Below are 22,653 nucleotides of genomic sequence, written 5' to 3' on the forward strand. Positions count from 1 at the left end.
CCGCTCCCCCACTCCCCCACTCCCCGACTTATTCAGCAAACCCTAGCTAATTCGCTGAAACGTTCCGGTTTTGCCCCAATCCTCTTGAAAGAGAAGAATGTTGAGTCACCATTAATCCCCGCTCAACCTTCCTTTTCAGGCGGAACTCGCCTCCATTAGGATAAATTCCTTTTCTTGATCTCCCAAGCCAACATAAGCCCCGTCTTGATTTTAAGCAAATTGGGCGTAAGTTTCATCAGCCAAATGCAGGATAAAAAATTATTTTTAGGAATCTTTTTAATCAGTTTCCCGTCTCAAATAAAGAACTGAATCAGGAATCAGAACGACATACTGACTCAACTTTGTAGGGGCATTTATTCCCCTACAAACTCCTTTCTCTTAGTCTTATTTTTAAGACTCAGGCTGACGTTCTCTTGTTGTCATTCAAAAGGTTTAATCTTCTTCTCATGCAATCTCACTGGCTTATTTTAGGAACAATGACGGCAGGCGCAACCCTCCTATGTGCCTCCACCGCAGAAGCAGCTAATTTAATATCTTGGCAATTTGATAGTCACCAAAATCGCCTAACATTTAACACCGATGGTCGGGTACAACCTCGCGCCCAAGTGATTGCTAATCCTAGCCGTTTAGTCATTGATTTACCCGGCACTCGTTTAGGACGAGCAACCATGAATCAAAACGTGGGCGGTGTTGTTCAAAGTGTGAGGGCGGGTCAATTTAATGCTGATACTGCCCGTTTAGTGGTGGAATTTGCCCCCGGTTATGCCATTGATCCTAATGGGGTGAAAGTGGTGGGAAGAACCCCCAATCAATGGACGGTAGAGTTACCGAATCCCACTCGTTTGGTGTCCAATGTCAGCAGCGCGGGGGCTTCTTTAGCGGGGTTACAAATCACCCAGAATGGTTTGTTTTGGCGGTTTGACTCCAGTCAGGGAGCAGATCCCAAGGTGTTAGTGAATCGTAGCCGCGATCGCCGACAAATTTTCATCGACCTAGACGGCCTCACCCTATCCCAAGCCGGAAGCCAAGCCATTGGCCGCTACGGAGTCCGTCAAGTCACCGCACAACAGGCCTCCGTCTCCCCCCCCATCACCCGCCTAACCTTGGATGTAACCGAAGATAGCCCAGACTGGATTGCTTCTGTGAGTCGTGGGGGAGTCGCCATTGTTCCCTTGGGGGGAATGATGGCCATTCGAGACGATACCCCTAGCCCCACGATAGCCACTCCAGTGGTCAACACCCCCCAACCCCCCACAGGCACCGTGCAGGTTCCCCCTCCCGCCAATCCTCAGCCCGCCCCACCCCCTCCCACTCCCGCCCCACCTCCTCCCGCTCCCTCTCCAGCCCCTCGTCCTCCGGTGTCTAACAGTCGGGTGCGCGTGACCATTGACCCCGGACATGGGGGCAGAGATCCCGGTGCCATTGGTATTGGTGGTTTACGAGAATCCGATGTAGTATTACCCATTTCTCAGGAAGTCGCCCGGATTTTAGAACGGAATGGGGTGATGGTACAAATGACCCGCGCTAATGACACCTTTATCACCTTAGAGGGACGGGCAGCGATGGCCAATCGCAATCGTTCCGATTTATTCGTGAGTATTCACGCCAATTCTGCGGGCAATCGTCCGACGGTGAATGGGGCGGAAACCTTTCACCATCCGGGGAGTACAGGCGGTTATCGGTTAGCCGAAAGTATTCAAAGCCGCATGATCCGCCAGACGGGGATGAATAATCGAGGGGTAAAACAGGCCAATTTCTACGTTTTGCGAAATACGGCCATGCCTGCGGCTTTAGTTGAGGTGGGGTTTGTGACGGGAAGTGCTGATGCGGCACGGTTACGGAATCCTACGTTTCGGACTCAAATGGCTCAAGCGATCGCCGATGGCATTCTAGACTATATTCGACGCTATGGTGTTTAGCGTGAATGGGAAGCGATAGGTGAATAAATTGTCCTCTACTTGCGATTATTTGAGCGAACAATAGCATAACTCAACGCCAACAAAAACACCGCAATAGACATAGCAATTAAATCCCCACTGGATTTTTTCTCAATATCAAAAATGATAATTTTGCGGGCTACAGCAATCAGGGAAGTCATGATCACTAACTCCAACTGAATGGCATTGTTTTGTAAATAGGCGGTAATGTTCTCTAATATTTCTAAGGCAATTAAAATATTTAAGAATAGACCAAAAACCTTAAAAAGTTGGGAAACAAAGGGCGAAGAAAACCCAACAAAAAGCTCTGTAAAAAGAAAAATGGACAACTCGTAGATAGCGAAAAAAATGACCATCACCATCAACAAGGCTAACAATTTAGATACCAGACTTTCAATCTGATGTAAAAAGGTTAAAAAGTTCTGGTTCTCTTTAGAGGTTGTCAATAACTTAACAAGTCTGCGGAAGTAGAGCATTTCGACAGTGGGGAAAAGGTAGGAGATGGGCAAGATTGGCGTTAAGATAAGCTCGGTGTGCTAAAGGTCAAGAATACTATCCTTTTACTCTTGACAAAATAGCAATAACAAGCTAAACGGTAATAAGCTAAAAGGTGGGTCGTAATTCAATCAAGAATGGTGCATACTATAGCATAGTGAACAGATCAAAAAGAACTGGTTTTGCATTACCTAATCCTGACTTTAATCCTAACTTTTGGTGCAGTTTTGCGTTTTTGGCGACTGGAGAGTAAGCCTCTGTGGGTAGATGAGGTAATCACGGCGATTTTTAGCCTAGGACAGAGTTTCCAAACGGTTCCGGTGAATCAGGTTTTGTCCTTAACGGATGTGCAAAATGTTCTACGGCTAAATCCCGAGGCGAGTTGTTTAGACATTGCCCAAACCTTGGCGACAGAATCGACTCATCCCCCGTTATTTTTCTGTTTACTCCACGAGAGTTTAGTGGCGTTGCAGGGTTGGGGAATGCCTCTAGAGTGGCAATTACGGGCATTATCGGCTTTTTTTGGCGTAGTTGCGATCGCCACCCTCTACCTCCTCAACCGTTTAGCCTTCGACCAAAAAGCCGCCCTCCTTGGCGCGTCAGTGATGGCGGTTTCTCCCTTTGCCGTCTACCTCTCCCAAGAAGCCCGCCATTATACCTTTCCCCTCGTCTTAATCACCCTCAGCCTCTGTTATTGGGTGAAAATTTGCCAAGACATCCAACAACAGCACCCCCCCAGACTGGGATTATGGTTAGGGTGGGGATGTACCAGCGTTTTAAGCCTCTATAGCCATTATTTTGGCGCTCTCGCCCTTGTTGCCCAAGGTTTAACCCTGCTCCTCGTCATGTACCAACATCGGGACCTGATGGGCAAAATTTGGCCGAGTTTTGTCTGGCCCGGGTTAGTGTTTTGTTTACCCTTTACCCTATTATTGCCTTGGTTGCCCCTCATCTTAGCCCATTCCACCAGCCCTAAAACCAGTTGGTTGGGCCGCCCCGATCTCATTTCTCCCGTCACCCAAACCGTAGCCGGATGGACCGTTTTTGTGGTCAGTCTCCCCGTAGAAAACCAACCCCTCTGGGTACAAATTCCCGCCGCCCTGCTGACCTTAGTCTGCGTGATTTGGGTCATACAAGCCACCATCCGCCGTTTGCGACGATTAAAAGCCCATCCCAGCGTTTTCCTCCTCCTCAGTTACATTTTCTGGGTCTTGCTACAATTTTTCTTCATTATCTACGGCTTAGGTAAAGATATCAGTATTGCCCCCCGCTACAATTTTGTTTATTTTCCCGCCCTCTGCGCCCTCTTGGGGGTGGCTTTCACGGTAGTTTTGAAGGATTTGCCCCAAGCGCTCCCGAAAGCCTCTATCCGGCTGTTTCCCCTCGCCGCTTGGCTGTTATTGGGTCTGGGAATCGTGAGTAGTCTCTGCACCGTCTATGATTTGGCCTTTCAAAAACCCTACGCTCCCGCCCCCATTGCCCAACAATTCACCGCCTCGGGGGAAAAAATGCTCTTTATCATGGCCTATTTTGACACTTTAACCCTAGCTGTGGGGTTAAGTTATGGTTTAGCCTTAAAACGACTGCCCCCCCCTCAACCTACCCTTGAGGTAGCCCTAATGACCGTGGAAGAAGATTATGGAACAGTATGGCCGGCGATCGCACAATTATCTACCCATCCCGAAATTTTCTGGTTCATGGCACCCGGCATGGTCAAAGAAACCTATCCCCCTGAACTGGTCTTAGCTCATCAGATAGTCTGCGTCATGGATGATACAGAATATCATCGCCTCGGTTTCCCTTACCAACTCTACCGTTGTCCCCCCTTGCCCTAAGTAGAGAATTTCCATAAATTCTGGGAATTGTGACCATTAAGGCACAAGATTCTACATCCCACGATAAAATTGGACTTGGGTATCAACTCGGTTGAACAACTGTGTGAATTGGGAATCAACGAGGACCATCCCGGTGTATTCAAAATACCAATGGAGTAGATTAGAAAGAAACTCAGACCTTCAGGGCTACATAATGGTTTGACCCGAGTATAGAGGTTTAGTAAGCCATGTCAATCTCTGATAATCTACCCAGTCAGCCCTCGCTATGACATATCCCTATGAGTAATATTTTCGCCGATCTCGATAATGTAACGCGCCAGATCAAGAGCATGGAACGCAAAAAGAAACCTAAAATGCTGGTTGTTGACGATGAGCCGGATAATCTCGATCTGCTCTATCGCACCTTTCGCCGAGACTTCCGAGTGTTTAAAGCCGATAGTGGAGTCAGCGCCTTAGATGTTCTCAAACAAGAGGGCGAAGTTGCGGTTATTATTTCCGACCAAAGAATGCCGGAAATGAAAGGGACCGAGTTTTTAAGTAAAACTGTGCCGAATTTTCCCGATACGGTGCGGATTATTCTCACGGGCTTTACAGACGTGGAGGATTTGGTCGAAGCCATTAACTCGGGTCAGGTTTATAAGTATATTACTAAGCCGTGGGACCCCAACGAGTTAAAAGTAGTGGTGGAACGGGCCGCAGAAACCTATGACTTGTTGAAACAACGCACGGACGAACTGAAGCGCGCCCATGAACAGGCTACTCTATTATCTGCGATCGCCCAAGTCGCCCAAGAGTTCACCTCTCCTGATGATTGTCTAGCCCCCTTAGCCAAAGCCTTTAATCAAAGTTTCTCCGCCGATGGTTGTATTCTGCAAAAGGTCAGCAACGGTCAATTAGGGCTACAAGGCAAGTATGCTGAACAAGGAGATCCCCCCATTGCCCTCGATAATGATCCTCTGGTCATTCAAGCTCTTAGTTCCAAACAGTCTCAAGTTTGGCTGGCCTCGGGAGCAACGCCACCAGAGGGAGCGGAACAGTACACCAGTGCCGGGGTGCAAGTGCATTTAGTGTTCCCCCTTGTCTATCGTGAACAAATGCTGGCGCTGTTGTCCCTTCAGTGGACTACTTCGGTGAAACCTGATGAGAATGAAATCAAGCTGATTCATCTCGCTGCTCAACAAGCCGTTTTAGCTTTAACGGCCGTACAAGTGAATGGGTGAAATCCATTGTAATCAGTCCTATAGGGGTTTAGTTTAAGGGAACAGGGGGGGCAGGAGAGCAGGGGAGCAGGGGAGAGGGGGAAAATTCTCAATTCCTTGTTCCCTATGTCTAGCTGTTAGTTCACCATAACCGATTCGGTAGACCCATAATAGTCTCCGTTTTGCCGTGCTTGTAACCATTGCGCGTGAGGAGTTATGTGTACAATCAGGGTCATGGTTTTCTCTATCCTCTGTTGCCTACTACTATGTGCCGAGTTTTAGCCTATTTTGGAGCCCCGATTCAACTCGATCAGATTCTCTGTAAACCGGAACATTCCCTGATTGTCCAAAGTTATCAACCCCGGGAAATGCAGGTAGCCCTATTGAATGCCGATGGTTTTGGGGTGGGCTGGTATCATGCCCAACGGGATGAAAATCCCTACACCTATAAAAACACTTTGCCCATCTGGAATGATGTCAATTTGCCCCATTTAGCCCGTTATGTGGAGTCTCCTTGTACCTTAGCTTATGTACGCAGCGCCACACCCGGATTAGCCGTAGATTTGGGCAATTGTCAGCCCTTTACCTCCGGGCGTTTAATGTTTGTCCATAATGGCTTTATTGAGGGGTTTCGCCACACCTTGCGTCGTCCTTTGCGGCAATTATTACGGGAGGATGTGGAATGTTTAATCCAAGGAGTGACAGATTCTGAGCATATTTTCGCGCTGATTTTGAGTATCTGGCGAGATCAGCCCGAATTATCCTTAGAGGAGGCCTTACGGAAGGCGATCGCACAACTCATAGAACTCGCCACCCCCCAAGGCGTGAAACTCGCCGTCACAGCCGTAATTAGTACCGGAAAACGCCTCGTCGCTTGTCGTTACTCCAACTTTGAAATCATCTCAACCTTGTACTGGTTACGGGATGACTTAAACTTTCCCGGGAGTGTAATTCTTGCCTCCGAACCCCTTTTTGAGGGAAACTGGAAAGCGTGTCCAGCCCAAAGTTTACTGAGTGTGGGAGAGGATCTTGAGATTAAATGCGTTGGCATCTAAACGGGAAACCCTACGACAAGCCCTCCTCGACTGTCGGCAAAAAACCCTAACCCTCGTCTCCGACATTACCCCCCAAGAACTTTGTCAACAAAGCCACCCCGATTTTAGTCCCATCGGTTGGCACCTAGGACATATTGCCTTCACCGAGGGGCTTTGGATTCTAGAACATTGTGCCGGAATCCAACCCCCCTCCCCCATCTCCCGTCAATTCTGGGCGGCTGATGGTTTACCCAAAACCCAGCGCCAAGCCCTACCCCCCTTTCCCCTCCTTCAGGACTACCTTGACACCATCCGTCAATCCGTCCTCACCTACCTAGAAACCGCCCCCCTAGAGCAACAAGAACGCCTCTGGTGGTGGTTACTCCAACACGAAAGCCAACACAACGAAACCATCGCCATTGTTTTAGCCATGTTGCGCTGGGGGAAACACCCCCAAAAACCTAAAACAATAGCCAAAACCTCCGGCACCTTTTCCCCCACCCTCATCACCATTCCCTCGGGAGAATTCCCAATGGGAAGGGATGACCTCCTCGCCCAAGATAACGAACGCCCCCCCCACTGGGTTTATCTCCCCACCTACCAAATCGACAGCCACCCCGTCACCTGCCAACAATACCGCCAATTTATGGCGGCCGGAGGCTACCACGAACAAAAATACTGGTCTGAGGTCGGGTGGCAGTGGCTGCAACAAAACCCCATCACCCAGCCTTACTATTGGCGAGAGGGAGCAGACTGGGACTATCATCCCGTTTGTGGCGTGAGTTGGTATGAAGCCGAGGCCTACGCCCGTTTCGTCGGGAAACGCCTCCCCAGCGAGGCCGAATGGGAAAAAGCCGCCACCTGGCACCCCACCCAGTCGCACCCCACCCCCTATCCTTGGGGAACCGACTCACCCCACCCCCAACGCTGCAATTTTGACACCCATCTCGGGGATACTACCCCCGTCTATGCTTATCCTGACGGTCGCAGTCCCTTGGGCTGTTGGGATATGTTAGGCAATGTGTGGGAGTGGACTGACAGTTGGTTTGCGGGATATCCGGGGTTTGAATTTTATCCCTATCGGGGGTATTCCGAGGTATATTTTGACCAACAACATCGGGTGATGCGGGGAGGGAGTTGGATAACTCGTCCTTGGGGTTTAAGGTCAAGTTTCCGCAACTGGTATCATCCTTGGGTGCGTCAAATGTTTGTCGGATTTCGTTGTGCTGTGTCGAGTTTTGATTAGAATCCCATGATTTATGAACAAGACTTTCACCTCTGGTTAGAAGATACAATCCAGAAACTCACCCATCATCAATTTTCAGAACTCGATGTAGAACATTTAATTGCGGAACTTCAAGACTTGGGAAAGTCAGATAAAAATGCTCTAGAAAGCAACTTAATGATTTTGTTAGCCCATCTGCTTAAATTAACCATTCAAGCAGATGCACCGGAGATGATAAAAGGCAGTTGGTACAGTTCTGTTGATGAACACCGACAGCGTGTTTTAAGTCAATTGGCTGAGATTCCTTCCCTAAAATCTTATCTAGAAACTGCTCTCATTAAAGCTTATCCTCGTTCTCGTAAGTTAGCCATTAAAGAGGGAAAACGGGCTAGTTTTGGCATCAGAATTCCGGCTGAGTCGGAATATCCCGATCATTGTCCTTTTCCCCTAGATTCTATTTTGTCCGAGGATTTCTATGGAGGGTCTGCTGAATAACAGGTCTACGCTAAAACTAACAAGGCAATAGGGAATTGATAATATTCCTGTAGCTATTTTGATCGGCGAGTAACTGAAATCTGTAATCAAGAGAGCTTTTGCCTCTGGGGGTGGCTGAATAAGGGAACAGGGAATTGATAATTGACCATTATTTCCGACTCCCAAAGTTTTTCAGTAGACCGTAGTCAGTCTGACGCACCCTAAGAAAATTGTGAATTTTTTGGGGTTTGAATAATGTTACTAGCGAGTGCGAAAGTGCGAGAACCCGGACGACCCGAGGAGTGGTATGTTGAGAAGTTGACATCCTCCCCGGCCTAAAGGCACGGGGATTCCCAGTCTGTCCACATTAAGTGGACTCCTGATGGGTAGACAGACAAGCAACCGCCCCAGATTGGGGTCTCACACTGCTTAACGCCTGTCCATTCAGGTCGGCAAGCCCTGCCGCCATAATATTTACACTGGCATTCACATCCCGGTCTTGTTCTGCACCACAGTTGAGGCACAGTACCGACCGCACAGACAGATCCAATTTCCCCCACCGATAACCACAGCAGGAGCAAACCTGCGAGGTGGGTTCCCATCGGCTGATCACCTTCACCTCTCGGTCTTGGATCAGGGTTGCCTTGGCTTCACACATTGTTCTGATCTCTCGCCATCGGGCCCGACTAATCGCCCTGGCTAGACACCGATTCTTCACCATCCCGGCAACGTTGAGATCCTCCAGCACCACTACGCTGTTTTCTCGCACCAAACGGCTCGCCAACTTTTGGTTGGTATCCTTACGGATATCCCGTTGCTTTGCCTCTAGGTGGGCGATCGCCATCCGCAACGACTCACGCCGCCTTGACCCTTTCCTAGCCCTGGCTAGTTGGCGTTTGCCTTTACGGATCTTCCTGTCTAAGGCACTGGTGTCCCTGGCCTTGACCTTTTCACCCGTGCTTAATGTGGCTAGGGTTTCAATGCCCAGATCTACGCCGACCCCTTGGTTTTTGGGTTCGACGGTGACAGGCTCCACCTCTACCACAAAGCTAAGAAAATACCGACCCGCACAGTCCTTGAGCACTGTAACTGAACTGGGTTCAGAGGGCAGTGGCCTTGACCACTTCGTTTTCAGCTTGCCAATCTTGGCGAGGTAAACTTTCCCGGCCTTGATGGAAAATCCCCGCTGGGTAAAGCGGGCCGATTGACGGTTGAGCTTCTTTTTGAATCGAGGAAAGCCAGCCTTCGAGCCACTGCGCCTACCGCTACGGGACTCGAAAAAGTTTTTGAAGGCTGTCCCCAAGTTAATCACCGATTGCTGTAAGGCTACAACCGATACACCCGACAGCCAGCTTCGGGATGGGTCTTTCTTGGCTTGGGTAATGACCAGGCGTTGCAACTGGGCATTGCTGGGCCACTTCTCACCCTGAGGAATCGCCTTAATCAGAGCTAGGGCATCGTTCCACACCACACGACAACATCCGAACAGCTTGGCTAACTCGGTTTGCTGACCTGGGGTGGGATAGATTCTGTACTGATATCGGCTTTTCATGATGCTAGGATACCAAAGATAGAGAGGATTGGGGCGATAGACTCCGACAAAAAAGCCGCCCTGGAAGGGCGGGGCTTCAGACCCATTAGTTTTGGTGATCTGGGATCTGCAACGCGATCGCCGTGCCTGTTAACAGTTTTGGCTGGATGAACCGCTATAGTAGGAATAGCCACGAAGCAGGGTTAATCACTATGACCATCTCTTTAGCCAAATGGACGATAGAAGACTACCATCAGATGGTTGAAATGGGCTTACTGGAAGATCGCCCGGTGGAACTGCTCAAGGGAGAAATTGTGGAAATGTCCCCAGAAGGTGAACCCCATGCTTATTTCAGCACGGAAGCGGGAGACTATTTAACCCGTTTATTGGGCGATCGCGCTTTAGTCCGTCCAGCGAAACCCATCACCCTACCTAACCACTCGGAACCAGAACCCGATATTGCCATTGTGCAACGCTTGGGGCGAGAATATCTCACCCACCATCCCTATGCGGAAAATGTTTTTTGGCTGATTGAATATGCCAATAGCAGTTTAGAAAAAGACTCCAGCTTAAAATATCGGATCTATGCAGAAGCGGGAATTCCTGAATATTGGTTAGTGAATTTAAAACGTCGGGAACTGATTGTATTTCGCCATCCCCAAGGAGGAGAATATGCCTCCAAAATGACCTTAACGACAGGAGAAATTACCCCCCTCGCTTTTGAGGAGATCACCATTCCTGTCGCTGTTTTGATTGGGGAGTAACTGACTCTTAACTGTTTTCCGGTTCTTCCTCTGCCCGAAATTGATAAATCCTTCGCCAAGCGCGCACAGTACCGCGCCCAATAATTAAATCATCAGTGCGACCATCAGACCAAACCAGTCGGATGGTGGTGTTCGCTAAAGGGACTTGAATCAAAGCGGCCGCTAGTTCAGGGGAAACGGGGCCGCCTGTGTAGGTGTAGACTTCCCCGTTAAGGGCGAACAGAATTTTTTCTGGAGTGCGGGAATGAGTTTCCCGTTCATAAATGGGTTCTTGTTCAGGATAGCTTTCCCGACGGGATGTTCCTTGAACATACACATTACGCTCCCGCCACACGGTACGATAGCCGATGATGCGCTGTTCATACCAAGTGTAAGTGAGACGGATGGCATCCTCTGACCAAGTGCTGACGTAGGCGCTGCCGTTGGAGGGGTTAAAGTTCCGATCATGGACAATCAGACCATCAAAGGGATCTTCGATCACCTCAGACCAGGCCACCCGCGCATTAGGATCAATGGGGGCGGGTGTGACGGCAAGGAGAGGGGAGGTGAAGGTGAGAAGTGCGATCGCACTGATCCAAATAGGTTTCATCGCAATATAGCCGCTCTCTAAAACTTACTCAAATCTAACAACCTTCAGATCAAATTGCTTCTCATCCCCCGGCTAAAATCCAGGGGACAAGAAGCTATCGGGTTTTCTCGTAACCGTTACACTTTCCTAGAGTTGAGGAACAAACTGTTCCTTTTCGGGAACTTCCGTATACTCGGCCACAATTTGGCGGAATTCTTCCCCGTCGATGGTTTCTTTTTCGATCAGTAAATCTACTAAACGATCCACCACCACACGGTTATCCCGTACCAGTTGGCGCGCCATTTGATGACCATGTTCTAAGATTAAACGCACTTGGTCATCAATTTTGGTTGCGATCGCCTGAGAATATTCCGCCCGATTCATTAAACCATTGCCTAAGAACACCTCACCCATTTGTTCCTCCAACGACAAAGGCCCTAAATCACTCATCCCAAAACGAGTCACCATCTGCCGCGCCATCGAAGTCGCCTGCTGCAAATCCCCCCCAGCCCCGGTGGTCACTTCCGCATCGCCAAACACTTCCTCTTCCGCCGCACGGCCGCCCATTGCCCCAGCAATTCGCGCCATCAGTTGGGAACGAGTGATTAACCCCTGCTCCTCATTAGGTGTAAACCACGTTAACCCTTGGGCTTGTCCTCGGGGAATTAACGTCACCTTCTGCACCGGATCATGGTCTTTCACCAAAGTCCCGACAATGGCGTGACCCACCTCATGGTAAGCAATGAGCCGCTTGCTCTTACTATCCACCAAGGGAGTCCCTTCCATCCCCGCGACAACCCGATCCACCGCGTCATCAATTTCCAACAACGTGATCGCCTCTTTCCGTCGTCGCGCCGTTAAAATCGCCGCCTCATTGAGCAAGTTCGCCAAATCAGCCCCGGTGAAACCCGGAGTCCGGCGGGCAATGGTTTCAATGGAAATATCCGGATCTAATTTTTTATTGCGGGCATGGACTTCTAAAATCCGTAAACGACCCTTCAAATCCGGTGCGTCTACAATCACCTGACGGTCAAAACGACCCGGACGTAACAGCGCCGCATCCAACACATCAGGGCGGTTAGTCGCCGCAATGATAATAATGCCCGTATTCCCTTCAAAACCGTCCATTTCCGTTAACAACTGGTTGAGGGTTTGTTCCCGTTCATCATTACCGCCCCCAATCCCAGCGCCCCGTTGACGGCCTACCGCGTCAATTTCATCAATGAAGATTAAACAGGGAGCATTTTCCTTGGCCTTCTTAAATAAATCTCGTACCCGAGAAGCGCCGACCCCGACAAACATCTCCACAAACTCCGACCCAGAGATGCTGAAAAAGGGAACTCCGGCTTCACCTGCGATCGCCTTTGCTAACAACGTTTTCCCCGTCCCCGGAGGTCCCACTAACAGCACCCCCTTGGGAATGCGCGCCCCAACAGCCGTAAAGCGTTCAGGCTGTTTCAGGAACGTCACCACCTCTTGTAACTCTTCCTTCGCCTCATCAATCCCCGCCACATCATCAAACAATACCCCCGTTTTCGCCTCCATTTGGAAACGGGCCCGGGACTTCCCAAAACTCATGGCTTGACCTGGGCCACCGGGGATATTGCTGGAACGACGGAACAAGAAAAATAAAGACCCAATCAACAACAAGGGGAAAATCAAATTACCGAGAAAGCCCCATAATGCCCCATCATTGCGCGTGGGATGAGACGCTAAGGCAACCCCTTCCTCCCGCAACTTCGCAATCAATTCCGGCGCACTGGCGGGTAAATCCACCCGAAACTGTTGTAAACGACTATCCAGTTGAGGATCAATCGCCTGCACAATGGCCGTGCGTCCCCCTTCATACAAGTCCACAGTGGTGACACGGTGCGCGTCTAGGTACTCCAACAAGCGACCATAGGACATCCGAGTGTTCGCGGCATTATTCCCTAAGTCGTTTGTGTTAGAGGCAAAAGTCCCTTGCCAGAGGAAAAACCCAATGACGAGGGCGGGTAAAGTCCAAAGTAATATGACTCTCAAAGATGGTTTCATTGCTTAATGTCTCGCGTATAGGTTTTTTTAGGCGATGATTTCAAAAGGATTTAATCAATCAGCCCTTTTCGGGGTCGAGCCAAGCAGATAATGGTTTGACAAAAATGAGTCCTTTAGTAAATACAGGTAACAATTGCCAAGCTCGCTTAACTAAATTTAACGTAATTCTCATCTTTCTCGCAAGGAGGGGGATCGATCTACTAATTATTTTTATCGATATGTAGCTATAACACTATCTTAACTGATCAAGATTAGGTCTAGCGTGAACTCCTCCTTACCAAAATTTGTGAGTTGTTAGCCATAAAGAAAGTTTGGCTAAACCCTGACCTCCAGCAAAATATAAACCGACCAAGAAGATTAGAATATAAGGTTCTAAATGAATCTGCCATCGTTCTTTGACGGGTTTAATAATGAGGTTATCTAAAATATGATTATAAAACGGAGGAAACAGCCAAAGAAACCAAAAAAATCCCCAACAAGCATCAAAAAAATATCCCTTTAAGCCCGCATCAACAGTGCCTAACCCCATTAATATAGCTAAGAAAAAAGCTAACCATCGGGGGCGATGGGATACCATAAACCGATAGATAAAATCGACTTCTTTAAGCAGTAAAACTGCCCACATAAGGAGGAATAAAATGACGAGTAATATTTTCATGATTAATGTTGAATCCTCAAATAGGTTGGCTATATATAAAAAATACGTTTGTTAATCTAAGTAGAACTTAAAATAACAAACGCATTCCCCGAAATAGGGGGTCAAGATGAATTAGAAAAAATAGACCGTCTTAGTACACTTCAACGTGCCAGCGTTCTTCTTTCTTCAGTTGCTTGCGGAACTCATCCCAGTTCATATCGCGTTTCCCAGCCTCATCGGTAAAGGTTTGGGAAATGGGGGGTTCCATCCCTTTCAAACCACACATATACAGGTGGGTATTGGGACGACGCAACATTTCAAAGATTTCGTCAGCATACTCACTCACGCGGCTTTGAACATACATTTTGCCACCTTCGGCGTTTTGTTGTTCCCGACTGATGGCATAAGTTAACCGGAAATTCTCGGGGAATTCTGCCGCTAACTGCTCTAATTCTTGTTGATAGAGAATATTGGCAGAATAGGGAATACCGAAAATTAACCAGGCTAAACCTTTGAACTTGTATTCTGGGTTGTTTTCTTTGAACATCCGCCAGAGGAAGGCCCGGAACGGCGCGATTCCGGTTCCGGTGGCTAACATGATAATGGTGGCGTTTTCATCATCCGGTAAGAGCATTTCTTTCCCGACTGGGCCAGTAATCGCCACATCTGCACCGACTTCTAGGTTGCAGAGGTGAGTGGAACAAACACCATATACAGTTTCCCCAGTTTCGGGATGTTGGTACTCCAGTTGACGCACACACAGGGACACCGTTTTGTCGTCTACATGGTCGCCGTGACGAGTGGAGGCGATGGAGTAGAGTCTCAATTTATGGGGTTTTCCTTTCTCATCGGTACCGGGGGGGATAATCCCGATACTTTGTCCTTCGAGATAGCGTAAGTCCCCGCCTGAAATATCAAAGGTTAGGTGGCGAACTGTGCCTACGCCACCTTCGCGAACTAACTCAGTGTTTTCTATGCACTTACCGATATAGGGGTTTTTCGGCTTATAGATGTTAACAGGGATTTGAACAGGTTTATGCTCGGTTTGAGTCATAGGTTTACTCGGTTCTGGTGATGTCTGAGCGGGAACATAACCTGTAACCTCACCATTGGTATTCAACGGCTTGATGCTGAGGATTTTTCCTCCTAACCGAGTAATTCGGCGCATTTCCTCGTTCATCCGTCGGTAAGGCACAGTGATGAAGACACTGCCACTTTGACGAACGGGATAGCTTTGTTGGTCGGTTTGTTCGTTTTGACGCAGACCTGCAACTTCATAAACAAACATCCGGCTGGCGGCCTGAGAGTTCGCGGTGGAACCCGCACTAGCTCCGTACATTCCTTCTAAGTCTCCCAACTTACGATGAATAGGCGTGTAATCTGAGTTTGGGTTCAGGTTTCGCGCTAATTGTCCCCTCGAATCTGTCGGGGGGAGAAGTGCCACGGTTTGACCCTCATCACAAACACACTATTATTCAGACTAACATTGCAGGGCTATCCCTTGAATGTTGGAAGGTCGCCTAAAATGTGTCCCCGTCGTGGCAATGTCTCCCTAGACGGTAATGGGAGTTGATACACGATTTTGTAAAAGTCGCTTCATTTTTACTTTTTTTTTAGCAAAAATGCACAAGCTACCGTAGCATAAGAACTGGGCAGGATTATTCCCTTCCCACCCAGCCTTGTAGGGGGGTGCCTGTTCTGGTAAAATTCCCTTGAAGTCCCTAGGACTAAATACCTACATAAAGTTGGGCTGCGTTTCTTGTCATGAACAATGCAGTTGTGGGGGTTGCTTGGGTTAAGTTCTTATGACGGCCGAGCGTACAACAGACGGGACAAGCTCTAGGCTTTTGCACTGAACTTCTTGCTGAAGGCTATTTAAGATAATTAGTTTTGTAATAGAGGGAACGTATGATCACTCAATCAGACCGTGTGGTTGTCATTGGAGTCGCAGGTGACTCAGGTTGTGGAAAATCTACTTTTTTACGTCGCTTAACGGATTTGTTTGGCGAAGAGTTTATGACGGTGATCTGTTTAGATGACTATCACAGTTTAGACCGGAAAGGTAGAAAAGCGGCCGGGGTGACGGCGTTGAATCCCAAGGCCAACAATTTTGACCTGATGTATGAGCAAATTAAGGCGCTCAAAGAAGGTAAGGCGATTGATAAACCCATTTATAACCACGAAACGGGGGAAATTGACCCCCCGGAACGGATTGAGCCGAATAAGGTGATTGTGGTGGAAGGACTCCATCCCCTGTTTGATGAGCGGGTTCGGAGTTTGGTTGATTTCGGGGTGTATCTGGATATCAGCGATGAGGTGAAAATCAACTGGAAGATTCAACGGGATATGGCGGAACGGGGTCATACCTATGAGGATGTCATCGCGTCGATTAATGCCCGGAAACCGGATTTTAGTGCCTATATTGAGCCACAAAAGCAATATGCGGATGTGGTGATTCAGGTTCTGCCGACTCAGTTGATTGAGGATAAGGAGAGTAAGTATCTCCGGGTGCGTTTGATTGAGAAGGAAGGCATTCCTCATTTTAACCCGGTCTATCTGTTTGATGAGGGGTCCACGATTGAGTGGCGGCCTTGTGGACGGAAGTTGACCTGTAATTATCCCGGTCTGAAGATGTACTATGGTCCGGATAATTTTATGGGAAATGAGGTTTCTATTCTGGAAGTAGATGGTAAGTTTGATAATCTTGAAGAGATGATTTATGTGGAGAATCATCTAAGTAATACGTCTACTCGCTATAGTGGGGAAATGACGGAATTATTGCTGAAGCATAAGGATTATCCGGGTTCTGATAATGGGACGGGGATGTTCCAGGTGTTGGTGGGTCTGAAGATGCGGGCGACCTATGAGGCACTGACGAAGGAAGCGGAAGGCGATCGCAAAGTCGCTGCCCAAGTCTAGTGTAATTCAACCACACGAGTCAGAATGACGGTCATGGGGGTGTAGCAATACACCCCCATCTATTTGGAAGCTAGGGAGCGTTTGGAGTGAGTTATGCGGGTTTGGATGGTTAGTTTTGGGCTGTTGTTTGGACTGGTTGAACTGTACGGTTGGTTCCAGTCGGTGACGGTGCCGTTGTGGGTCTATGTGGGGGTGGGGGTGTTTTTGGCGATCGCATCCAATCGTGATTTAATCCCTCGGCCGTTGTCCTTGGAGGAGGAACAAAAGGAGCAATAATTAATAGAGCTACAAATTTCGTTTGAGTTTATTTAATTCTTCCTCAATTTCCCACTCGCGAAAACGGTCTTCTACGGGGTCTAAACCTTGAGGGGGGCGGGTGTAGGAAGTTCCCTGATTCCAGCCGGAGGTAGAACTATTGTTGCTGGGGGTTTGGGGGGCTTTTTTCAGTTCTGCTTGCACTTCTTGGCGTTTGTGTCGCGTTTGTTGTAGGAGTTCTTCGGCTTTAGTGAGATTTTGGCTCACACTGGCGCGTTGTCCCCACAGTTGGTTTCCTTGGCGGAGTAGGGCGGCTTCTCGTTCTTGGGCGCTTTGGGCGAGGTCTAGTCGTCCGGCGGCTTGGGCTTTGGCGATGCGCTCATGCCAGCGTTTAATATCTTCTGCGATCGCTAAGATCTGATCTTGCAGTTGTTGCTGTTGACTTTTGAGGTCGCTAATCAGCCGTTGAGTTTTGATTTCCTGTTCTCGTAATTGTTCTTCAATGGCTTGCAGTTCTAGATGAGGATTATTTTTTAAAAACTCATCGAGTTGAGATTCCAGAAAGCGGCTAACATCGTCAAAAATACTCATGATAGGAATAGGTAATAGGTAATAGGCAATCTTGAGTTGATGCCATGATCTAATCCTACAATTTAGCAAAAGAGCTAATTGATTCTTCTACAGATAGGCAAGTTTGAACAGCCGCTTCAGAAGAGAGTGCCGAAAAGTGACAGTTTTTTCCCATTTCCTTAACAAGATCAAACCCAGACACAAACCGATGACTCTTAAACCAGACCTGACGAGCGTAATAGACCGCACAGTTATGCAGTTTATTTGACTCGGAGCAAATATATTCCAATACCGCCTTTAACTCTTTACTAGGGTGTAACAGGACTTGTTGTACTCCCATTACTTTTTTGGGCTTTGTCACTTGCTCAACCAATTTAGTTGACTACTCAAGTCTAAGGAATTACAGTTGATGTGTCAAGGATAATCTACGAAGCAATTATGTTGCCACTACTAGAGTACAAAACCCACAATCATGTTAAATTCTTGCTTAATTACCATTTTGTCTTTATTCCTAAAAGAAGAAAGCGAGTTTTAGTGGGAGATGTGGCAACTAGACTGAGACAGCTGTTTATGGAACTGGCCATTGAGAAAGGGTGGGATATACTGGCGTTAGAAGTTGCGCCAGACCATGTTCATCTTTTTGTTGCAACAAAGCCGTCTGACGCTCCTCACCTTGTTATCAAGGCATTTAAGGGAAGGTCAAGTCATCATCTCAGAAAAGAATTTCCTCATTATCCCGAGATATAATTTCACCGTACAATCTAGAAAAAAATTGTTAGACCGTAAACCTTTAATTGTGATTTGTGGAGCCACAGCAACGGGAAAATCGGGGCTGGCGTTGGAGATTGCCCAACGCTTGGGAACGGGAATTATTAGTGCAGATTCTCGTCAGGTTTACCGAGAATTAGATATTGGCACCGCCAAACCAACTTTAGAAGAACAGGCCGCTGTTCCTCATTTTTTGATTGATATTTGTGACCCCACAGAAACGTTAACCCTTGCCGACTATCAAAGCCAAGCTCAACAGGTGATTGAGCAGGTTTCTCTGCCCTTATTGGTGGGGGGGACAGGATTATATATTAAGTCGATTACTAAAGGCTTAAAAATCCCTCGTGTTGCGCCCAATGAGGAGTTACGAGAGAGTTTACAGGCATTAGGGCAAGCCCAATGTTACCAGTTTTTGCAACAGGTGGATCCGGTGGCAGCCCGGAAGATTCACCCCAATGATCAGGTGCGGACATTGCGATCGCTCGAAGTGTTCTACATCACCGGAAAACCCATTTCCCAACAACAAGGCGAATCCCCTCCCCCCTACCCCATCCTACAGTTAGGTTTAGATTGTCCAAAAGACCACCTCCAGCAGCGCATTGAACGACGCACCCGCCAAATGATTGAACAGGGTTTAGTCGAAGAAGTGGCCGCGCTGGGGGCAAAATATGGCTGGGATTTGCCCTTATTAGACACATTAGGCTACAGCGAGATGGGGCAGTATGTGCGGGGGGAAATCTCCTTAGCCCAAGCTCAGGAGTTGACGGTACTCCATACCCGACAGTTTGCCAAACGACAAAGAACATGGTTTCGGGCTAATCCTGATATTCTGTGGTTTGGTGCGGAACAGACCGATTTAGGCCAACACATTTGGGACACCATTCAAACCTTCCTTAAGACCAGTGGAACGCCACAATTCGTTAAGATAAATTAAGAACAGATCAGCACACTCTCATAAAGCAAGACTCAGCAGGTTATTTCAATGGCAGACCAATTAATCCGCGCTACCGCAGCAGATGGCGGCATTCGGGCCGTCGGTGTCATCTCCACTCGTCTCACAGAAGACGCTCGACAACGGCATAATTTATCCTATGTGGCCACAGCCGCCCTCGGACGAGCCATGACGGCTGGTTTACTGCTCGTTTCCAGCATGAAACGGGAAGGCTCCCGGGTGAATATTCGCATCAAAGGTAACGGCCCCCTCGGTGGCTTATTAGTCGATGCTGGACTAGATGGCACCGTGCGCGGTTATGTAGATCATCCCCATGTTGAACTCCCCCCCAACGACAAAGGAAAGCTAGATGTGGGCGGTGCTGTGGGGCGGGATGGGTATTTATATGTCGTGCGAGATGTGGGTTTTGGTTATCCCTACTCCAGCACCGTCCAGTTAGTCTCCGGGGAAGTGGGGGATGATATTGCCCAATACTTAGTCAACTCCGAACAAACCCCCTCCGCCCTTTTAGTGGGGGTATTTGTGGGACAGGAAGGGGTAACGGCAGCCGGGGGGATTTTATTACAAGTTATGCCCAAAGCGGCACGGGACGAGGCGTTAGTGAGTACCTTAGAATCCCGGGTGGCACAATTATCCGGTTTTACTCCTCTCTTGCGTTCCGGGAAAACCCTACCGGATATTTTTGAGCAGTTATTAGGCGACATGGGACTGCAAATCCTGCCCGAGGTGCAGATGGTGCGGTTTGATTGTCGCTGTTCCTTTGACCGGGTTTTGGGGGCGTTGAAAATGTTGGGAGTGGATGAGTTACAGGACATGATTGAGAAGGATGACGGAGCCGAGGCCACTTGTCATTTTTGCGGTGAGGTCTATCAGGCCAGTAGTGCGGAGTTGGCCGCGCTGATTCAGGAGTTACAGGCCGTGAACAGTAATTAATGGCCTCTCTCCCCCTTCAACCTTGGGTCTGGCGTTGCTTTTTGCTTGGACTGTTTCTCTTCCCCCTCTGGCCGGCCGTGGGGGCTGTTGGTTTAGGTCTTCCCCTGCTAGTCACTTGGGGAAAACATGGGCGAACCTTAGTCAAAAAACCCCTAAATCAGGCGTTAGGGGGGTTAATTGTCCTGTGGTTACTCACAACGGTACAGGCGGAATTTCCTTTAGAATCCCTACTGGGGCTAGGGAATTTTATCCCCCAATTTTTGTTTTTTGGTGCGATCGCCTTTTTCGTCCGTACCCCCGCCCAACTCACCCCAATGGCCTGGGCGTTTACCCTCCCCGCCCTTGCCGTTGTTCTCCTCGGACTCGCCCAAATGGGCTTAGATTGGGCAACCCCCCCCGGGTGGGAAAACCTTACCGGATGGCATATCATCCCCGGCGGCTATCCCGTCGGACGTATGGCCTCCCTGTTCATGTATGCGAACATCCTCGCCTGTTATTTGCTCCTCATCTTCAACCTGACATTAGGCTTGTGGGTGCAACAATGGGAGCGCTGGCGGCAAAATCGCACCGCCCCCCAGACCTACGCCCTCATCGGTTTGAGCTTAATTCTGGTGGGAATTGCGATCGCCCTCATCCTCACCAAATCCCGCAGCGCTTGGATTTTCGCCCTCTTGAGCCTTGCCGCCTTCGCCCTTTACTATAGTTGGCGATTCCTCCTCCTCACCCTCACCAGTCTTAGCACCGTCATCCTCTGGGCCTCCTTCCTCCCCCAATGGGGCGGCGAAACCCTACGGCAAATAGTCCCCTTCTACTTTTGGGGTCGCCTCTCCGGAGCCATGTACCCCAACGTAGCCGATGCTCACACCCGCCTCAACCAGTGGGAATTTTGCCTCAACCTAGTGCGAGAACGCCCCCTCCTAGGCTGGGGATTGCGCAACTTTGACCCCCTCTATCACAGCGCCACCCAACACTGGTTAGGTCATCCCCATAACCTCTGGATGATGTTACTCGCCGAAACAGGCATTCCCGCCACCCTCCTCTTTTGCGCCATCGTCGGCTGGATTCTCGCTCAAACCCTACGTCAACTCCTCCATCACCCCTCCCCAACCCTCCTCTTTGCCTATTTCATGGCTTTTATTAGCTGTATGGGGTTTAATGGCTTTGACGTTTCCATCTTTGATTTTCGCGTCAATGTGATGGGATGGATTATCTTAGGTGCGCTGGGCGGAATCGTCCATAGCCAAAGGCAACCACCCACGAAAAACCCAGAAAATCCGGTAAAATTACATAAAAACCATGAAAATCGGGATTCCCAAAGAAATTAAAGACCAAGAATTTCGCGTCGGTTTAACCCCCAGTAGCGTGCGCGTCCTCACCGCCCAAAATCATCAAGTTTTTGTGGAAACTCAAGCCGGACTCGGGGCAGGTTTCACCGACCAAGAATATCAACAAGTCGGTGCTACCATCGTCCCCACCCCCCAAAACGCTTGGGAGCAGGACATGGTGATTAAAGTAAAAGAACCCCTCCCGGCCGAGTATTCCCTCCTAAAACCCCAGCAAATCCTCTTTACCTACCTCCACCTCGCCGCCGATCGTTCCCTCACCGAAGCCCTCCTCAAATCCGGTGTAACAGGCATCGCCTATGAAACCGTTGCCCTCCCCGACGGCAGACTCCCCCTCCTCGCCCCCATGAGCATCATTGCTGGGCGTTTATCCGTCCAATTTGGCTCCCGTTACCTCGAAAAACAACAAGGAGGCCGAGGAGTTTTACTCGGCGGCATCCCCGGAGTCCGTCGCGGAAAAGTCGTCATTTTAGGCGGGGGTGTTGTCGGAACCGAAGCCGCTAAAATGGCCATTGGCATGGGGGCAGAAGTCCAGATTTTCGATATTAATGTAGACCGTTTGAACTATTTAGAAACCCTCTTTGGCTCACGAGTTGAATTAATCTACAGTAGTCCCGTGCAGATTGAGGCCGCCATCCCCGACGCAGATTTACTCATTGGGGCCGTGTTAGTCCCCGGCAAACGCGCCCCCATCCTAGTTTCCCGTGAGTTAGTCGCCAAAATGCACCCTGGAGCCGTAATCATTGATGTGGCAGTCGATCAGGGCGGATGTATTGAAACCCTCAAAGTCACATCCCACAGTAATCCTAGTTATGTCGAGGAGGGAGTTGTTCATGTGGGGATTCCCAATATGCCCGGAGCCGTACCTTGGACAGCGACCCAAGCCTTGAATAATAGCACCCTACCCTACGCCGTGAAGTTAGCTAATGAGGGGATCAAAGCCTTAGAAAGCGATACCGTTTTAGCGGGGGGATTAAATGTTCAAGATCATTGTTTAGTTCATCCTGCGGTACAAGAAGTATTTCCCGATTTGAGCTAAGAAATTCACGATTTTTGCCATGACCCCCCATGATTGGCGAATAACCGAGGGAATAGGTAATAATTATCAATTGTCAATTATCAATTGCCCTGCTCCCCTGCCCCCCCGCTCCCCTGCTCCCCTGCCCCCCCGCTCCCCTGC

At 49.0% G+C, this 22,653-nt stretch carries 21 protein-coding genes and 1 pseudogene; 14 read left to right on the top strand and 8 right to left on the bottom strand.

Annotated features, from left to right (window positions below; all coding sequences use genetic code 11):
• Positions 1-446: 446 nt before the first annotated feature.
• Positions 447-1,919: an N-acetylmuramoyl-L-alanine amidase gene (locus K4A83_RS15735; protein WP_265265569.1), complete on the top strand. Its 1,473-nt coding sequence runs from the start codon at positions 447-449 to the stop codon at positions 1,917-1,919.
• Between the two features lie 35 nt (positions 1,920-1,954).
• On the opposite strand, the gene K4A83_RS15740 is transcribed toward K4A83_RS15735, so the two are convergent.
• The gene (locus K4A83_RS15740) at positions 1,955-2,383 is read right to left on the bottom strand and encodes a phosphate-starvation-inducible PsiE family protein (RefSeq protein ID WP_265265570.1); all 429 of its coding nucleotides are present in this window, start codon (positions 2,381-2,383) and stop codon (positions 1,955-1,957) included.
• A 231-nt stretch (positions 2,384-2,614) separates the two neighbouring features.
• Between K4A83_RS15740 and K4A83_RS15745 the strand changes: the two genes are divergently transcribed.
• The 5 genes from K4A83_RS15745 (at position 2,615) to K4A83_RS15765 (ending at position 8,220) form a co-directional block, all read left to right on the top strand.
• Positions 2,615-4,267 carry a glycosyltransferase family 39 protein gene (locus K4A83_RS15745; protein WP_265265571.1) on the top strand — a complete coding sequence of 551 codons (1,653 nt, stop codon included), beginning with the start codon at positions 2,615-2,617 and terminating at the stop codon, positions 4,265-4,267.
• Between the two features lie 278 nt (positions 4,268-4,545).
• Entirely contained in the window at positions 4,546-5,487 is a 942-nt protein-coding gene (locus tag K4A83_RS15750; protein WP_265265572.1) for a response regulator, read from the top strand.
• Between the two features lie 245 nt (positions 5,488-5,732).
• Positions 5,733-6,521 (top strand): ergothioneine biosynthesis protein EgtC, encoded by a 789-nt coding sequence (gene egtC, locus K4A83_RS15755; RefSeq protein WP_265265573.1) that lies wholly within the window; start codon positions 5,733-5,735, stop codon positions 6,519-6,521.
• A complete protein-coding gene (locus K4A83_RS15760; protein ID WP_407810051.1) occupies positions 6,496-7,746 on the top strand; it encodes an SUMF1/EgtB/PvdO family nonheme iron enzyme in 1,251 nt (416 codons plus the stop codon). Before egtC ends, K4A83_RS15760 begins: the two co-directional genes overlap by 26 nt.
• A gap of 6 nt (positions 7,747-7,752) precedes the next feature.
• Complete coding sequence (locus K4A83_RS15765; RefSeq protein WP_265265575.1) at positions 7,753-8,220, top strand: DUF29 domain-containing protein; 468 nt, start codon at positions 7,753-7,755, stop codon at positions 8,218-8,220.
• A gap of 346 nt (positions 8,221-8,566) precedes the next feature.
• Here K4A83_RS15765 and K4A83_RS15770 read toward each other — a convergent pair whose 3' ends face one another.
• A complete protein-coding gene (locus K4A83_RS15770; RefSeq protein ID WP_265265576.1) occupies positions 8,567-9,751 on the bottom strand; it encodes an RNA-guided endonuclease InsQ/TnpB family protein in 1,185 nt (394 codons plus the stop codon).
• A 191-nt stretch (positions 9,752-9,942) separates the two neighbouring features.
• Here K4A83_RS15770 and K4A83_RS15775 point away from each other — a divergent pair, with 191 nt between their 5' ends.
• Positions 9,943-10,494 carry a Uma2 family endonuclease gene (locus K4A83_RS15775; RefSeq protein WP_265265577.1) on the top strand — a complete coding sequence of 184 codons (552 nt, stop codon included), beginning with the start codon at positions 9,943-9,945 and terminating at the stop codon, positions 10,492-10,494.
• A 7-nt stretch (positions 10,495-10,501) separates the two neighbouring features.
• On the opposite strand, the gene K4A83_RS15780 is transcribed toward K4A83_RS15775, so the two are convergent.
• The 4 genes from K4A83_RS15780 to petH all read right to left on the bottom strand — a co-directional run bounded on the left by K4A83_RS15780 (position 10,502) and on the right by petH (position 15,072).
• Positions 10,502-11,083, bottom strand: a complete 582-nt coding sequence (locus tag K4A83_RS15780; RefSeq protein ID WP_265265578.1) for a hypothetical protein — start codon at positions 11,081-11,083, stop codon at positions 10,502-10,504.
• Positions 11,084-11,209: 126 nt separating this feature from the next.
• The gene (gene ftsH2, locus K4A83_RS15785; RefSeq protein ID WP_265265579.1) at positions 11,210-13,096 is read right to left on the bottom strand and encodes an ATP-dependent zinc metalloprotease FtsH2; all 1,887 of its coding nucleotides are present in this window, start codon (positions 13,094-13,096) and stop codon (positions 11,210-11,212) included.
• A gap of 274 nt (positions 13,097-13,370) precedes the next feature.
• Positions 13,371-13,754 (bottom strand): hypothetical protein, encoded by a 384-nt coding sequence (locus K4A83_RS15790; protein WP_265265581.1) that lies wholly within the window; start codon positions 13,752-13,754, stop codon positions 13,371-13,373.
• 130 nt (positions 13,755-13,884) lie between these two features.
• Complete coding sequence (petH, locus tag K4A83_RS15795; RefSeq protein WP_407810053.1) at positions 13,885-15,072, bottom strand: ferredoxin--NADP reductase; 1,188 nt, start codon at positions 15,070-15,072, stop codon at positions 13,885-13,887.
• A 569-nt stretch (positions 15,073-15,641) separates the two neighbouring features.
• Here petH and K4A83_RS15800 point away from each other — a divergent pair.
• Positions 15,642-16,652 carry a phosphoribulokinase gene (locus tag K4A83_RS15800; RefSeq protein ID WP_265265583.1) on the top strand — a complete coding sequence of 337 codons (1,011 nt, stop codon included), beginning with the start codon at positions 15,642-15,644 and terminating at the stop codon, positions 16,650-16,652.
• A gap of 93 nt (positions 16,653-16,745) precedes the next feature.
• Positions 16,746-16,928, top strand: coding sequence for a hypothetical protein (locus tag K4A83_RS15805; protein ID WP_265265584.1), 183 nt, complete (start codon positions 16,746-16,748; stop codon positions 16,926-16,928).
• Between the two features lie 9 nt (positions 16,929-16,937).
• On the opposite strand, the gene K4A83_RS15810 is transcribed toward K4A83_RS15805, so the two are convergent.
• Positions 16,938-17,498, bottom strand: a complete 561-nt coding sequence (locus K4A83_RS15810) for a TIGR04376 family protein (protein ID WP_265265585.1) — start codon at positions 17,496-17,498, stop codon at positions 16,938-16,940.
• 55 nt (positions 17,499-17,553) lie between these two features.
• A complete protein-coding gene (locus K4A83_RS15815; protein ID WP_265265586.1) occupies positions 17,554-17,817 on the bottom strand; it encodes a hypothetical protein in 264 nt (87 codons plus the stop codon).
• Positions 17,818-17,915: 98 nt separating this feature from the next.
• Between K4A83_RS15815 and tnpA the strand changes: the two are divergent.
• The 5 genes and pseudogenes from tnpA to ald form a co-directional block, all read left to right on the top strand.
• Positions 17,916-18,221 (top strand): annotated as a pseudogene (tnpA, locus tag K4A83_RS15820) (IS200/IS605 family transposase); the annotation flags it as partial.
• A gap of 28 nt (positions 18,222-18,249) precedes the next feature.
• A complete protein-coding gene (miaA, locus tag K4A83_RS15825) occupies positions 18,250-19,179 on the top strand; it encodes a tRNA (adenosine(37)-N6)-dimethylallyltransferase MiaA (protein WP_407810052.1) in 930 nt (309 codons plus the stop codon).
• A gap of 48 nt (positions 19,180-19,227) precedes the next feature.
• Positions 19,228-20,130: an Hsp33 family molecular chaperone HslO gene (gene hslO / locus K4A83_RS15830; RefSeq protein ID WP_265265589.1), complete on the top strand. Its 903-nt coding sequence runs from the start codon at positions 19,228-19,230 to the stop codon at positions 20,128-20,130.
• On the top strand, positions 20,130-21,455 hold the full coding sequence (locus K4A83_RS15835; protein ID WP_265265590.1) for an O-antigen ligase family protein: 1,326 nt from the start codon (positions 20,130-20,132) through the stop codon (positions 21,453-21,455). The genes hslO and K4A83_RS15835 overlap by 1 nt, the downstream gene beginning before the upstream one ends.
• The gene (ald, locus tag K4A83_RS15840; RefSeq protein WP_265265591.1) at positions 21,427-22,512 is read left to right on the top strand and encodes an alanine dehydrogenase; all 1,086 of its coding nucleotides are present in this window, start codon (positions 21,427-21,429) and stop codon (positions 22,510-22,512) included. Before K4A83_RS15835 ends, ald begins: the two co-directional genes overlap by 29 nt.
• Positions 22,513-22,653: the final 141 nt, after the last annotated feature.

The sequence above is a fragment of the Spirulina subsalsa FACHB-351 genome, from assembly GCF_026130165.1.
GTDB lineage: Bacteria > Cyanobacteriota > Cyanobacteriia > Cyanobacteriales > Spirulinaceae > Spirulina_A > Spirulina_A subsalsa_A.

Bases quoted from the DNA above. Each gene is read 5' to 3' on its own strand.
- K4A83_RS15800 (WP_265265583.1), top strand. From the start codon at position 15,642: ATGATCACTCAATCAGACCGTGTGGTTGTCATTGGAGTCGCAGGTGAC.
- egtC (WP_265265573.1), top strand. From the start codon at position 5,733: ATGTGCCGAGTTTTAGCCTATTTTGGAGCCCCGATTCAACTCGATCAG.
- K4A83_RS15790 (WP_265265581.1), bottom strand. From the start codon at position 13,754: ATGAAAATATTACTCGTCATTTTATTCCTCCTTATGTGGGCAGTTTTA.
- K4A83_RS15835 (WP_265265590.1), top strand. From the start codon at position 20,130: ATGGCCTCTCTCCCCCTTCAACCTTGGGTCTGGCGTTGCTTTTTGCTT.
- K4A83_RS15765 (WP_265265575.1), top strand. From the start codon at position 7,753: ATGATTTATGAACAAGACTTTCACCTCTGGTTAGAAGATACAATCCAG.
- K4A83_RS15775 (WP_265265577.1), top strand. From the start codon at position 9,943: ATGACCATCTCTTTAGCCAAATGGACGATAGAAGACTACCATCAGATG.
- K4A83_RS15770 (WP_265265576.1), bottom strand. From the start codon at position 9,751: ATGAAAAGCCGATATCAGTACAGAATCTATCCCACCCCAGGTCAGCAA.
- petH (WP_407810053.1), bottom strand. From the start codon at position 15,072: ATGTACGGAGCTAGTGCGGGTTCCACCGCGAACTCTCAGGCCGCCAGC.
- K4A83_RS15735 (WP_265265569.1), top strand. From the start codon at position 447: ATGCAATCTCACTGGCTTATTTTAGGAACAATGACGGCAGGCGCAACC.
- hslO (WP_265265589.1), top strand. From the start codon at position 19,228: ATGGCAGACCAATTAATCCGCGCTACCGCAGCAGATGGCGGCATTCGG.
- K4A83_RS15810 (WP_265265585.1), bottom strand. From the start codon at position 17,498: ATGAGTATTTTTGACGATGTTAGCCGCTTTCTGGAATCTCAACTCGAT.
- K4A83_RS15805 (WP_265265584.1), top strand. From the start codon at position 16,746: ATGCGGGTTTGGATGGTTAGTTTTGGGCTGTTGTTTGGACTGGTTGAA.
- ald (WP_265265591.1), top strand. From the start codon at position 21,427: ATGAAAATCGGGATTCCCAAAGAAATTAAAGACCAAGAATTTCGCGTC.
- ftsH2 (WP_265265579.1), bottom strand. From the start codon at position 13,096: ATGAAACCATCTTTGAGAGTCATATTACTTTGGACTTTACCCGCCCTC.
- K4A83_RS15815 (WP_265265586.1), bottom strand. From the start codon at position 17,817: ATGGGAGTACAACAAGTCCTGTTACACCCTAGTAAAGAGTTAAAGGCG.
- K4A83_RS15780 (WP_265265578.1), bottom strand. From the start codon at position 11,083: ATGAAACCTATTTGGATCAGTGCGATCGCACTTCTCACCTTCACCTCC.
- K4A83_RS15750 (WP_265265572.1), top strand. From the start codon at position 4,546: ATGAGTAATATTTTCGCCGATCTCGATAATGTAACGCGCCAGATCAAG.